The sequence below is a fragment of the Shewanella phaeophyticola genome, from assembly GCF_025398315.1.
In the GTDB taxonomy this organism is placed as follows: Bacteria; Pseudomonadota; Gammaproteobacteria; order Enterobacterales; family Shewanellaceae; genus Shewanella; species Shewanella phaeophyticola.
This window is the reverse complement of the sequence record NZ_JAODOQ010000001.1, coordinates 2,199,590-2,212,238: the sequence shown is the minus strand read 5'-3', so window position 1 is coordinate 2,212,238 and position 12,649 is coordinate 2,199,590. Positions and strand designations below refer to the sequence as shown.

At 43.2% G+C, this 12,649-nt stretch carries 16 protein-coding genes and 1 pseudogene; 4 read left to right on the top strand and 13 right to left on the bottom strand.

Annotation, left to right across the window (positions count from 1 at the left end; all coding sequences use genetic code 11):
• The 9 genes and pseudogenes from N4T56_RS10310 to N4T56_RS10270 all read right to left on the bottom strand — a co-directional run bounded on the left by N4T56_RS10310 (position 1) and on the right by N4T56_RS10270 (position 5,903).
• Positions 1-1,305, bottom strand: a complete 1,305-nt coding sequence (locus N4T56_RS10310; RefSeq protein ID WP_261733161.1) for a monovalent cation/H+ antiporter subunit D family protein — start codon at positions 1,303-1,305, stop codon at positions 1-3.
• 266 nt (positions 1,306-1,571) lie between these two features.
• Positions 1,572-2,834: a monovalent cation/H+ antiporter subunit D family protein gene (locus tag N4T56_RS10305; RefSeq protein ID WP_261733160.1), complete on the bottom strand. Its 1,263-nt coding sequence runs from the start codon at positions 2,832-2,834 to the stop codon at positions 1,572-1,574.
• Between the two features lie 126 nt (positions 2,835-2,960).
• Entirely contained in the window at positions 2,961-3,320 is a 360-nt protein-coding gene (locus tag N4T56_RS10300) for a cation:proton antiporter subunit C (RefSeq protein ID WP_261733159.1), read from the bottom strand.
• Positions 3,317-4,297, bottom strand: coding sequence for a DUF4040 domain-containing protein (locus N4T56_RS10295; protein ID WP_261733158.1), 981 nt, complete (start codon positions 4,295-4,297; stop codon positions 3,317-3,319). The genes N4T56_RS10300 and N4T56_RS10295 overlap by 4 nt, the downstream gene beginning before the upstream one ends.
• 45 nt (positions 4,298-4,342) lie before the next feature.
• The gene (locus N4T56_RS10290; RefSeq protein ID WP_261733157.1) at positions 4,343-4,654 is read right to left on the bottom strand and encodes a cation:proton antiporter; all 312 of its coding nucleotides are present in this window, start codon (positions 4,652-4,654) and stop codon (positions 4,343-4,345) included.
• Positions 4,647-4,928 (bottom strand): monovalent cation/H+ antiporter complex subunit F, encoded by a 282-nt coding sequence (locus tag N4T56_RS10285; RefSeq protein WP_261733156.1) that lies wholly within the window; start codon positions 4,926-4,928, stop codon positions 4,647-4,649. The genes N4T56_RS10290 and N4T56_RS10285 overlap by 8 nt, the downstream gene beginning before the upstream one ends.
• A 3-nt stretch (positions 4,929-4,931) precedes the next feature.
• Positions 4,932-5,063: a hypothetical protein gene (locus N4T56_RS10280; protein ID WP_261734796.1), complete on the bottom strand. Its 132-nt coding sequence runs from the start codon at positions 5,061-5,063 to the stop codon at positions 4,932-4,934.
• 85 nt (positions 5,064-5,148) lie between these two features.
• Positions 5,149-5,328: pseudogene (locus N4T56_RS10275) on the bottom strand (Na+/H+ antiporter subunit E); the annotation flags it as partial.
• A 122-nt stretch (positions 5,329-5,450) separates the two neighbouring features.
• Positions 5,451-5,903, bottom strand: coding sequence for a Rap1a/Tai family immunity protein (locus tag N4T56_RS10270; RefSeq protein WP_261733155.1), 453 nt, complete (start codon positions 5,901-5,903; stop codon positions 5,451-5,453).
• A gap of 522 nt (positions 5,904-6,425) precedes the next feature.
• Here N4T56_RS10270 and N4T56_RS10265 point away from each other — a divergent pair.
• Positions 6,426-6,860, top strand: a complete 435-nt coding sequence (locus N4T56_RS10265) for a hypothetical protein (RefSeq protein WP_261733154.1) — start codon at positions 6,426-6,428, stop codon at positions 6,858-6,860.
• Positions 6,861-6,908: 48 nt separating this feature from the next.
• Complete coding sequence (locus N4T56_RS10260; protein ID WP_261733153.1) at positions 6,909-7,313, top strand: NUDIX hydrolase; 405 nt, start codon at positions 6,909-6,911, stop codon at positions 7,311-7,313.
• On the opposite strand, the gene N4T56_RS10255 is transcribed toward N4T56_RS10260, so the two are convergent.
• Together N4T56_RS10255 and N4T56_RS10250 are read right to left on the bottom strand one after the other, a co-directional pair.
• The gene (locus tag N4T56_RS10255; protein WP_261733152.1) at positions 7,275-8,297 is read right to left on the bottom strand and encodes a Gfo/Idh/MocA family protein; all 1,023 of its coding nucleotides are present in this window, start codon (positions 8,295-8,297) and stop codon (positions 7,275-7,277) included. The two genes, N4T56_RS10260 and N4T56_RS10255, sit on opposite strands and share 39 nt — an antisense overlap.
• Positions 8,298-8,300: 3 nt before the next feature.
• Positions 8,301-8,615 carry a putative quinol monooxygenase gene (locus N4T56_RS10250; RefSeq protein ID WP_261733151.1) on the bottom strand — a complete coding sequence of 105 codons (315 nt, stop codon included), beginning with the start codon at positions 8,613-8,615 and terminating at the stop codon, positions 8,301-8,303.
• Between the two features lie 122 nt (positions 8,616-8,737).
• Between N4T56_RS10250 and N4T56_RS10245 the strand changes: the two genes are divergently transcribed.
• Positions 8,738-9,607, top strand: a complete 870-nt coding sequence (locus N4T56_RS10245; RefSeq protein WP_261733150.1) for a LysR family transcriptional regulator — start codon at positions 8,738-8,740, stop codon at positions 9,605-9,607.
• A 502-nt stretch (positions 9,608-10,109) separates the two neighbouring features.
• Complete coding sequence (locus tag N4T56_RS10235) at positions 10,110-11,744, top strand: diguanylate cyclase (RefSeq protein WP_261734795.1); 1,635 nt, start codon at positions 10,110-10,112, stop codon at positions 11,742-11,744.
• 81 nt (positions 11,745-11,825) lie between these two features.
• Here N4T56_RS10235 and N4T56_RS10230 read toward each other — a convergent pair whose 3' ends face one another.
• Both N4T56_RS10230 and N4T56_RS10225 read right to left on the bottom strand, forming a co-directional pair.
• Entirely contained in the window at positions 11,826-12,299 is a 474-nt protein-coding gene (locus N4T56_RS10230) for a CBS domain-containing protein (RefSeq protein WP_315903028.1), read from the bottom strand.
• Positions 12,296-12,646, bottom strand: a complete 351-nt coding sequence (locus N4T56_RS10225; protein ID WP_261733149.1) for a P-II family nitrogen regulator — start codon at positions 12,644-12,646, stop codon at positions 12,296-12,298. The genes N4T56_RS10230 and N4T56_RS10225 overlap by 4 nt, the downstream gene beginning before the upstream one ends.
• Positions 12,647-12,649 lie beyond the last annotated feature (3 nt).

The window sequence follows — 12,649 nt, the reverse complement described above, 5'->3', positions numbered from 1 at the left end:
TTAACTGAGCCCCTTAACAACTTGGCTTGCCAATTCAATGACTGGACCGTTAAATAAAAAGAAAGCGAGCGTCAGTATGGCGGTCAGAGTCAATGCCAACACAGTTAAAAACGGTGCTTCGCCGTGTTCCTTATTACCTTCTTTTTCGTGCTCAAACCAAACTAGGTATAAAATAGGCAAAAAGTAGGCGGCATTAAGAAGGGTACTGGCAATGATGGTGAATACTGCCACTAGATTGTTAGCTTCGAAAGCGCCGGCCAAAATGTACCATTTGGAGACGAACCCCGCAGTAGGAGGGACACCAATCATACTTAATGCCCCAATTGTAAACGCCGACATTGTCCATGGCATACGTCTACCAATACCACGTAATTGATGGATTTCGGTCTTTTTCGAGGCAACATAAATTGCGCCAGCCGCAAAGAACAGTGTGATCTTTCCAAAAGCATGGGCGACCATATGTAAGGCGGCACCAACTTCAGCAAGCGGCTTAAGAATAGCGGTGGCCATGACGACATAAGATAACTGGGCAATAGTGGAGTAGGCTAGCAGGCGTTTGATGTTGGTTTGGCGTAATGCAACAATACTCGCAACAATGATGGTAAATGCTGCAACATATAAAAGCCATTCTGAGCTAGGTGATTCAAATAAATATTCAATCCCAAATATATAAATGATTATCTTAGTGATAGCAAAAACACCTGATTTAACTACCGCAACGGCATGGAGTAAGGCACTCACTGGGGTGGGGGCTACCATAGCTGCGGGTAACCATTTATGCATCGGCATGACAGCCGCTTTGCCGATACCAAATACAAATAGTGCCAGAAGCAAGCCTATTTCTGGGTCATTTAACTTACCCGCGAGGATCCCGCCTGCAGTAAAATCACCTGTTCCTGCCACGGTATAAGTCCAGATGATAGCAGGAAGGAACAAACCAATAGATGTACTCAGTAAAACACCCAGGTAAATCCTTGCCGAACGTATCGTCGCTGCATCACCTTTATGCGCTACCAGAGGGTATGTCGAGAGTGTTAATAATTCGTAGCATAAAAATAGAGTGAATAGATTGCCAGCGAAAGCAATACCAACAGTGGCTGAAAGCGCTAACGAGAAGCATACAAAAAATCGAGTTTGGTTTTTCTCTTTATTACCGCGCATGTAGCCAACGGTATATATCGAGTTGATAAGCCAAAGCCCCGATGCCAATGCCGCAAAAAGCATGCCCAGAGGCTCAACTGTAAACGCAATACTTAGCCCAGGCATCACCTCGCTTACTTCTATTGAGGGTCTTCCGCCTTCCATAAGAGTAGGAATGAGTCCCCAAACAACCCCGATGAGTGAAATAGACGTAATAGCGGTTGCAGCTTCGCGAATATTAGAGCACTATTCTCCCTGCAAGGGAGATAGCGAGAGCGCCTACTAGAGGAAGACCAATAGCGACTAATATTGTAGTTTCTGGTGTCAATTTGACCCCTCCAATAGAAGGGCAGCGGCACTACTTGCGAGTTCTAATGGAACCTGTGGAAACAGCCCGAAGTATATATTGAGTAGTGCAACCAAACCTGTAACTAATAACATTTGAATTGGTGCTTCAGATATTGGCCTTCGCCTTCGACAGGAGCTTGGAAGTAAAGCGCCTCAACGATACGCCAAACATAAACCACCGCCATCAAGGAGCTGACTAGAATAACTGCAACTAGCCCACCTCCCCAAGGATCGCTTTCCAACGCTGCGGTGATAAGGAGCCATTTACTAATAAACCCTGCAGTACCAGGCACGCCGATTAAGCTCAAACCACACACAACAAAAGCAGCACAAGTCCAGGGCATACGAGCAGCAGCACCACCGAGTTGATCTAAGCGCAAATCACGATATTGATAAGCTAGGCAAGCGACTGCCAGGAACAACCCACCTTTTGCTAGCGCATGGTTGAACATATGCATTGCGCTGGCACTTAGTCCTGCCATGCTGACAAAGCTAACACCAAGCAAAATATAGCCTATTTGTGCTATAGATGATGAAGCAAGCCGCCTTTTAAGATGTCCTTCGAACATCGCAACTGCAGAAGCAATAAGTATTCCGAGAATTGACAAAGGCATCGCAAACAATGCGAACTGAACTTTGTGCTCCTCAAGCGTGGCTTGAAATATCATATAGTCAAATCGGATAAGTACATACAGGGCTACCTTGGTTGCGCAAGCAGCGAGAAACACAGTCACCATGTGCGGAGCATGTGTATAAGCGTTTGGAACCCATACATGCAAAGGAAACACCGCAGCTTTAAGAGCCAAGCCAATAGTGATAAATCCTGCAGCAACTAGCACTGGATTGATATCGGTCACATCACCGAGGCGATCTTGAATATCGGCTAGGTTAAGCGTGCCGGTCATCATGTAGATTAGCCCTACACCAATTAGATAGAAGGTTGCGCCAATAGTGCCCATCATTAGATATTTGAACACGGCTGGAAGAGCCCGACGGTCTGGACCTCCAGCTATTAATATGTAGCTGGCCAGAGATGAAATTTCCATGAAAACAAAAATATTGAAGGCATCTGCTGATACGACAATTCCCACCAGTCCAGATAAAACCAAAAGCCACGCCGCATAGAAAAGTGGTTGGCGTTCTGATTCAATTTGCTGATCAATGCTTGGTTTAGCCGCGAGTAAGGCCGCTGTGCTCGCTCCCGTAATCACCAACAAAACAATGGCACTAAACGTATCAACCGACAGTGCTATACCATAAGGTGCCGGCCAGCCGCCCATCGCGTATTGGAGGGCTTGTCCGTCTAAAACAGCCAAAGTGAGCGCTACGGCGATGGAAAAACTCACTAGTGCTACGGCAGTTGCTCCGGCTTCAAGCTAAACCTCGCGGCTGTAACATGACGATAAGTGGTGCCGACAACATCGGTATCACAACTTGCAAAGCTGGAAGGTGCGCTAATAAATCCATAATAGTCAGTCGGCATCCAAAATTTCGTTTTCTTCGATCGTGCCATAACATTCCTTTATACGCACAACCATGGCCAGTCCCAATGCGAGAGTAGATACTCCAACAACGATGGCCGTGAGTATCAGTACCTGTGGTACTGGGTTTGAAAATATTTGATCTTCTACACCGCTTTGTATGATGGGGGCTGTCCCACCTTCTACCTTGTCCATAGTGATATACATAAGAAATACAGCAGATTGAAATATAGATAATCCAATGAGTTTTTTTATCAAATTGCTTTTGCTAATCACGGCATACAGTCCCACCGTTAAAATGATAGCGAATACCCAATAATTGAAGTAGCCCAGCAGTTCTAATAGTTTCATGACAATCTCTCACGGGCAGCGAACGCATGGAAAATGGCCAGAAGTGCACCACAAACCGCCATGCCAACGCCGGCCTCGATAATTAATATCCCCAGCTGTTGCCCAAACACAGGGTCTGCGGCTAGTACTGAATAATCTAGAAATGTTCCTCCCATCAACATGCAAGCCACACCCACGCCGCCATATAGCGATGCACCGCCTATAACCATACCCAACAACACCCCACGAGGTATTGCGCGTAACGCTTCAGATTCACCTTCGAGCAGCGCGTAAAGGATTACGCCTGTGGCAATAATTGCACCCGCTTGGAATCCTCCTCCCGAGCTATATTCGCCATGGAATTGTACATAAAGACCAAATAACACGATAAACGGGATCAGCAGTCGGCCAACCACTTGGGGTATCAAATGGTGGCGTAGACCACTACTTTTTTTAATCGCTGGTTGATTTTTTCGTGAAGGGCTCACACCAAGGATGAATAAAACCCCGATACAAGCAGCGAAAACAACAAACACCTCGCCCAGGGTGTCATAGCCTCGAAAGCTGCCAAGGATTGCGGTAACCACATTGGGAATATCGATATACTCAGGGGTTTTTTCTAGATACCAAGGCGCTAGATGTTGATGCACAGGGGCATCAGGGTCGCCGAGCCGTGGTTTGTCGAAAGTCGCGTATATTATTAACAATGCCAGAACGCCCACAGTACCTAGAGCTATCCACCGACCTCCAACTCGCGCTTTTTCTCGGTCACCAGTCAGCTCTAATGCACAGAGGAAGATTACCGTTGTCACTCCAGCACCCACCGCGGCTTCTGTTAGTGCAACATCAGCAGCGTCCAAAATAAAAAAGTTGGCCGCCATGAGTAAACTGAAAATAGATGTCAGCATTACCGCGACAAACAGGTCGTCGGTGCGCACTATAGCAATAGCGGTAATGACGAGCAGGGTCAGTAGAAATAGCGCAAAAATTAAAATCATTCTCCAGCCCCTTCTTTGGGAAAGTTGTTAGCCTTGGGGGCGTCGTTAGCACTTCCATCGTCTGGCTTGAGACCGGATAATAGCGCGGCATTGGCCAACGCATAGGTAGCCGTTGAGGCCAGTCAGCAGCAAAAACAGCATAATAGCAAACAGTTTAATTGCGGCTAGAGATAAACCGGCTTGTAGGATCATACCCACAAAAATTAAGATAGTCGCCATGGTATCAGTAAGGCTCGCAGCATGAATTCTGGTGTAAAAGTTTGGCAGACGCAGGCCGCCTATACCGCCGATTAACACGCAGGCGCCCCCTAGAACGAGTAAAATCCAACTCAGAATATCTAACGCAAAATCAATCATCTTCTGCCTCGGAATCCGATTTTCTTCGGGAGCGATTTTGGAAAAAATTTAATACAGCAAGAATCCCGACCATATTGATCAGGGCGTAGGCCAACGCAAGATCAAGAAAATCAGGCCGACCGTAAAGAAATGCAATGACGGACAGTAACAACACTGTCTTGGTACCAAACACATTGACTGCCAGCACGCGATCGTAAACGCTTGATCCTTTAAGTGCTCTCACTAAGGCCAATACCATGGTCACCAAAATGGCTATAGAGACAATAATATACATAATTTAGCGGGGCTCCAGTGCTGCGACTCGCCGATTTGCTTCGCCTTTTTGTAATTCTTTGGCACTTTCACTGGTCAGGCAATGAATCAATACTTTCCCCTTGTATAAATCTAACGTGACGGTTCCCGGAGACAGGGTAATGGAGTTGCCAAGAATGACTTAGCTCCATGTCCGTTTTGGCTTCCGCTTCAAGCACAACTACGGTGGGGCTTATCGGCATTGAGGGTTTCAGGATTAGCTTGGCGACGTCCAGACTCGAAATAATAATCTCTCGAAGCAGCCACAACCAATAGCCAGGCAGGCGAGGCATAAGTCTAAGTAAATTTGTATTATTTCTGAAAAAGCCCATACGATGTGCTAAGTAAATGCTGAGCAAGCAGGACAAAACACCCAAACTCATGACGAGTGGTTTGTAGAGTCCCGACCAGAGAAGCCAAGATATTGCTAAAATAAGCAGAAGTAGCAAAACAGACGAGAGTCTTGTCTCGCCGCGTTGAAACGTATGTCGGGCTAGCGTTAAGTTCATAGTTTACAGGGGTAGTTTTTCAGTAATGATTGATAGACGACTTCCATCGCCGGTTCATTTCCTTCGCTGCTATCTGTTTGGGCTATTAGATCGGCGACGATGACGTTAGCTACATCGCGTAATAACAGCGGATCTCCGAGGCAAAAACCGGCTAAGCCTGCGGCTCTAGAACGGTCTAAACGGTTTGGCATACGAGTGCGAATCGCGCGTTCCGAGAAGGTCTCTTTACTTTCGAGGGCACTTTCCGCATTTAGCATGACTCTTGCGTCGGTCGCTATTGCACCATCTATAAAGCCTTGAATATATCGGACACAATACTGACCATCAGCGCTTTCTGGTTCAGAATGAAACAGTGCACAGTGCGATGATAGTTCTTGAGCCGTCAGAACTTCTATTGCCTTAGCAGGTGGTGCTGACAATAATTTAACGGCCAAGAAAGCGAAAACCATTAAGGGCAAACTACTTTTTGACATATAAATCCTTTTTCTCTAATGACTTAACTGTATAGAATTAATCATAGTGCTAAAAGTCTATTTTTGTATTTTTTTTCATCAATAAAAAATTGATGATGTATTTTGAGTAAAAACTTTAGATGAGAGAAAGTACATTAGGGATTCGTTTCATTATCACCATATGCAGTATTTTTTATACAATAGCGACATATGGCAGTATCGTTCGGGCATCAAAATTCATGAATATTACGCCACAAACGCATAGTGCTCGGTAAAATGATTAGACGTTCAATTAGGACATTATTGGCCGCAGGCCATACCTTAAACCACCGCCAATATTTTCACTGCGTAGTGCTATATGGTCACTGAGCAATGGGAGGTAACAAATGAGCTATCATCAAGGTTCGTTATGTAAACCATTTAAAAATTCATCGCGAATAAGCGACTAATGTTGAACTCGTTTTCGCTTCACTAATTATTAGATACTCCTTAGCGGAGCAAGTGCCAAAAGGATTTTGAATGCAAAGGAATAGTTTACTCGTTATCGCAGGTTGCTTAAGTCTCTTTGCTGCCTTACTACACATCAGTTGTATATTTGGCGGCTCAGACTGGTACCTCTTCTTTGGTGCTGGTGAAAACATGGCTCAAATGGCTGCTGCCGGTGATACGTATCCCACCATTGTCACATTAATTATCGCAGCTGTACTTTGTGTTTGGGGGCTTTATGCATTTTCGGGCGCGGGTTTAATTGTTAAGCTACCGCTTCTAAAAACATGTTTAGTGTTAATCACTGCTGTATATCTCATTCGTGGTATGGCGGGGTTAATTGTGCCTTTTTTCACGTCAGCCCCCGAGAACCATCAAAACTCTATAGCTTTTTGGTTAGTGAGTTCAATCGTTTGTTGCATCTATGGTATTTACTATTTACTTGGAACAAGGCAATTATGGCGGTAGTTTTCCAACAACAAATAACAAAGCTCTATTTATAATAAGAAAACCATCATGGCATTTAACGATTTATTTAGACTCAGCTCCCATGCAGTAATCACTAATGACGATGGTCAAGTGCTGTTATTAAAAGCCAATTATGGTGACAAGCATTGGGGCTTGCCTGGTGGCGGGCTTGATCCAAATGAAACCATTCATCAGGCATTGCTGCGAGAGTGCCAAGAAGAATTAGGTTGTGAGGTAACAGTTAATTATCTATCTGGGGTGTATTTTCACTCTGCTTATCAATCGCAAGCGTTTATCTTTCGCTGTGAATTACCAGAGTCAGCTCAAATAATGTTAAGTAATGAACACAGTGAGTATGCCTTTTTCGATGTTGCTGACCTGTCTGCGGTGCAGCAACAACGGATAAACGATTGCTTAACCTTTAACGGTCAGGTTTTCAGCGCAGCTTTTTAAAGCCGCTTGATGCCAGGTGGTTAACAGACTCATGATATCGTGCGAATCTTGCAATTGTGCTAATGGTCTTGGCACTGTGTATTGCTTACTTTCTAGCGCCGCTACTACCGCTTCGACCTGGTAGTAAAAACCATTGCCTTTGGCTTCAACCTTCACAACTTGAGCATCTTGTTCATATAACGTTATTGAAAAATGATTGCCCTGAGCTTCAGGTAACCAAGGATTTGAGGTGAACTCAATACTTCCTAAGCTGCCTAGAATGGTAAATCCTGCGTGTAAGCCATAATCTTCAGCTGTGTGTAAATGACACTGCACACCGTTAGCATAAATCACAATAGCCGTAGATTCACAAATATTGCCATCTTGCCCGCGTCGCCCAGTGGCTTGCAGTTGATATTGTTGGCTGACGCTATTACCAAATTGTTGCTGCATGACTAATTGCATTAATGATGCAGGATAACAACCGAGATTAAATAGCGCACCAAGACTGGCCGGATTAACAAATTGGCTTATGGCAGCGCAATATTGGCCACGAATACTTTTTACGTCACCAATCACCCCAGATGCTAGAGTTTGACTTAACTGCTGCATAAAAGGATGCGCAAGATACATTAGTCCTTCTAAAAAGAATACCTGGTTGTGCTTAACCGCATCAAGGCTGGCAATGGTTGACGGCATATCGACCGACAGGGACTTCTCACATAAAATAGCTTTACCCGCATTGGCCGCTTTAATCACGTACTCGTGGTGCAAATGATTCGGCAGGGCAATATAAATCACATCTACGAGCGAATCGTTAATTAATGCATCGAAATCAGTAAATTGATTTGCGATGTTATATTGCGTTGCAAACTCCGCTAATGTTGCCGTGTTACGACCTGCAACAGCATATATTTGGCTTTGGCCTTGGGCTTTTATCGCATCTGCCATTACACCAGAGATAAAGCTGGTGCCTAAAATACCCCAATTAATCATTTTACTCATTGGTTATTCCTCGGTTGCTAGGCGTTGATAATCAAAGGCTTGTTTGAGTTCGGTGAGCCCAGCTTTAATAAAGGCTTGAGTATGAGGGGCGGCAAAGTGGGCATCAAAGGCGGCTTGATCATCATAACGCTCCCAAAATACAAATTGCTTAGGGTGAGTTTTATGTTGAGTTGCCATAGCAAGTGAGCAGCCTGGTTCGCTATTCATGTCGGCGCAAAATTGACGGATTGCAGCAAGCCCCTGGACTAACGGCACGTTATCTTTAATGTGTATTTCAGCGGTAATAAATATGCCTGCTTGATCTAATTTGTAATCCATAACAACTCCTTAATAATGATGGTGCATCGTAAACCAGTTTCCATGACAGCAACATTGCTCACTGGTGTTTACAGAAAACACTATAGGTTTATAATCGTTTGCATAAATGATTGAGGGGCACTATGGATAAACTAACCGCAATGCAAGTCTTTAGCTGCGTAGCTGAGCAGGGTAATTATGCTGCAGCGGCGCACCAGTTCAATATTAGTCGCACTATGGTGGGCAAGCACATCAATCAGTTAGAGGGTTATTTAGGCGTTAAGCTAATCAATCGCACCACTCGACAGCAAGCGTTAAGTGAGTCTGGTCAATTATATTATCAAGAATGCAAAACCATTTTGTCTGCCATTACTGCCGCTGAAAATACGTTACAAAGTATGACGGGCACAATAAGTGGTAGCATTAAGATTAATGCTCCGGTGAGTTTTGGTAATACGTTACTGGCGCCGATTGTGAATCGTTTTTTATTAAAATATCCGTTAGCTGATGTTGATTTACGTTTAGACAATACCCTCGTAGACCCAATGTTAGACAGTGTCGATATTTTGGTACGCATTGGTGCTCTTGAGGACTCAGCGTTAATTGGTCGGCATATTATGGATTATCACATGCAATTTTGTGCATCCCCACAATATTTAGCGCATAACCCAGAGATCATATCGAACACAGATCTGAGTGACCATCATTGTCTTGGGTTTAGTTACTCAAGTAATGGCTCGTTGTCAGTTGCGCATCAACAAGTTTTTGGCAAGCGTCAGTATAGGCTGTCGTCAAACAGTGGCGTGGTGTTGACTCAAGCTGCTATAGATGGGTTAGGCGTCGTGTTACAACCCAGTATTGTCGTTAAAGAGGCCATAGATACAGGTCTCTTGGTTAATATCGCGAGTTTAACCCCACCAGAAGCCATGCCGATTCATTTATTGTATAAAGACAAAAATTTACCACTCAAAACTCGGACGCTTATTGATTTTATTGTCGCAGCATTAACCTAGGGCAAAATCGTAATTGTTTATTATTTATGCCGTTTATAATGCATAAAGTGAGAATAAGCACCATGAGCAGTTCTTGTTTAGTTTGGACATCATTTCATAAAGTCATAGGTCATATTTGCGCGTTCAGAATGGTTAGACAAAAATAAAATCAGGGACTAATCTAATATTAAATAAATTGCTAGGGTCTGTTGATCTTTGCTGTTTGAATTTTGTTCGAGTAAAACGTTTTTAGCCGAACCCTTCGGGCAGCGTTTGTTGGCCATTTTTACTGCGTTATCGACTTTTTATGTAGAATAACTACACTTCAAAGTCTCTGCCGCGCAGTTATATATATGAGTAATGGCCAACAATTCGCTGCAAAAACAACCTTGAAAGATCAACAGACCCTAAGGTATTCGCTATTCAACATTTACTGGCTTTACTATTTTTTTGCAGTTTTTACGTTGTAAGTAAACCTGTTGAATTAACAAGTGTTGCTGATGAGTTATTCATTAGCCAGCAATTGGCTATTTTACAGGTTACGAGTGGCGACGTGTCGTTTGAAGATGCACTGAGTCGTTATCGGCAAGGTGATTTTGTCCCAAACCATGACGGTAAAGTCAGCTTTGGTTTTACCCGTGATGTGATTTGGACTTCTGTGTTGATTAACAATGCATCCAATCTACCCATAAAAAAGTTTTTTTATCTTGATTCAGCCTGGTTAGACAGTGCTAACTTTTACTTTGTTCGGCAAAATAAGTTAGTCGCTAATGTCTTTACCGGTGACACACTTCCTTTTAGTTCGCGTCGCTCTCAAACAAGGATGATATCCGAAGCTTATGAGTTTAAGCCTGGCTTAACCCAAGTGTTGATTAGGTTTGAATCAAAAGACCCGTTATTGATCCCTCTGTATTTGACCACAGAAAAAATGATCCAACGTAATTTAGAAATTAATCATTACTTTTATGGCTTTTTGTACGGCGCGTTTTTAATGCTACTGGTGTACAACATAGTGCTTTCTGCTAGTTTAAAAGACAGCCGATATATTTATTACTCTCTGTATTTGGTTTCTTTTTTGAGCTTAAATATTGCTTATACAGGCCATGGTTTTAAATTGTTCTGGCCGGAGGCTTTGTTTGTTCAACGTTGGGCTATGATCTTTTTTCTATACTGTTACATTCTTTTTGGCATTGCATTTTGCTTTGAGTTTCTGAAGTTAAAAACCTATTTACCTCTTGTATATCGCTTGAATCATCTCATTTATGTTTCGCTAATATTGCTTATGTTGGGCGTGTTCATTTATGGCGATCAACTATTGGCGGTGAATATTGGGGTGGCGTTGACCTCGTGTTTAGTGGTTATTTTTATCAGCCTTGGGTTGCTAGCGCTAAAAAATGGCCATGCTATGGTTAAATTTTTTATTCCAGCGGTTTTTCTTAAAGCCGGGGGCGCGGCTTTTTCGGCGGCAACAACCTGGGGGGCAATTCCATACAATACCTTTTTATTTCATGGAATTGAAATAGGCATGTTAATTGAGATGTCGATTTTAGCTTTAGCATTAGCGTTTAATTTACAAGAAGTTGATAAGGCGCGTATTACGGCAGAAGTCATTGCTCAGTATGATCACTTAACAGGCTTGTATAATCGGCGGGCTTTTATTGTTAATACCACACCGTTGTGGGAGTTGGGTGTAAGGGAGGAAACGCCATTTAGTATGATCCTGTTAGATATTGATTGGTTTAAAACCATTAATGATAAATACGGCCACGCAGTGGGAGATTCTGCTCTAAAAGCGATAGCCAAAACATTACAACAACATATAAGAAAAAGTGATGTACTTGCTCGATGGGGCGGAGAAGAATTTATTATATTTTTGCCTAACACTTCGCAACAAGCAGCGATTCAATTGGCCAACGCTATTCGTGAAAAGATAGCGTCTGTAACGGTATCTCACGACGGGGAGGGGTTATCTGTTACAGCCAGTTTTGGGGTGGCAGAGTATCACTGTCACATGAATAAATTAGAAGAACTGATTAAGCTGGCAGACAAGGCGTTATATCAGGCCAAAAATAGCGGCCGTAATGTAGTGTGTGATTTTCCATCTCTCATTACGCTAACATCACAACCCCAAGAGATAGCTCAGCAGGATGCTGTTTAGCAATATTCGGTTAACGTTTTGTAAAGATTTAATCAGGGCATTATTTCAAATTAATGCCCTTAATTATAGTCTTTAAGTTGATTAGGTATATGTACCTGAAAACCTGAACATACGTTTTTCAAGTCTAGCAAATATTACAGTGCCATCATAAAGAGGGGTGTTAATCATCCCCTTTAAGACAATATCTTCATAGGTAACAAAGCCCAAAATGCTGCCTGACTCTACCACGGGTGCTTTATTAATATTAAAGCGTTCAAATAGCCTTGCGGTATAACGTACATCCATGTCAGCAGGTACAGAAAATACCGGTTTTATCATAATTTCATAAATATTGGTGCGCTCGGATGACTTATCTTTGGCAAGCACTTTTCGGGCAATATCACTCATTAATACCATGCCGTATTCGTCATGTTCGTTGCGTTTATCGACCACCAAAATACTGACATTTTTGGTCACGGCAACTTGAATGGCCTCCGCAACTGTATGCATACCGTCCACCATGGCGTAACGGTTATTCATTACATCGCGGTTAAGGGTGGGGGTTGACTTAGTCATATTTGATCCTCAATGTCTTTAGTTAACTTTTCTACCTGATGAGCCACACCTACAGCATCTTCAACATCAATTTGAATCGCAATACCTTTACCTGAGTTGGTATCAAATTCACCCACTTTGGCAATGGTTTCTAAAATACAGCGACACATATGTTCTTCAACCAACCATAAAATGACATCGCGCTGGACATCTAATGTAAGACCCATAAAGGTTTTCTTTTTTTCTAAGCCTTCACCACGAGCATGATTAATGACAGTGGCTCCAGTGGCCCCAGCAAGACGCGCGGCATCGAGCACTTCGTCGGTACAGTCTTCGTCAACAAACGCGACGATTAATTTAAAGCGCATAGG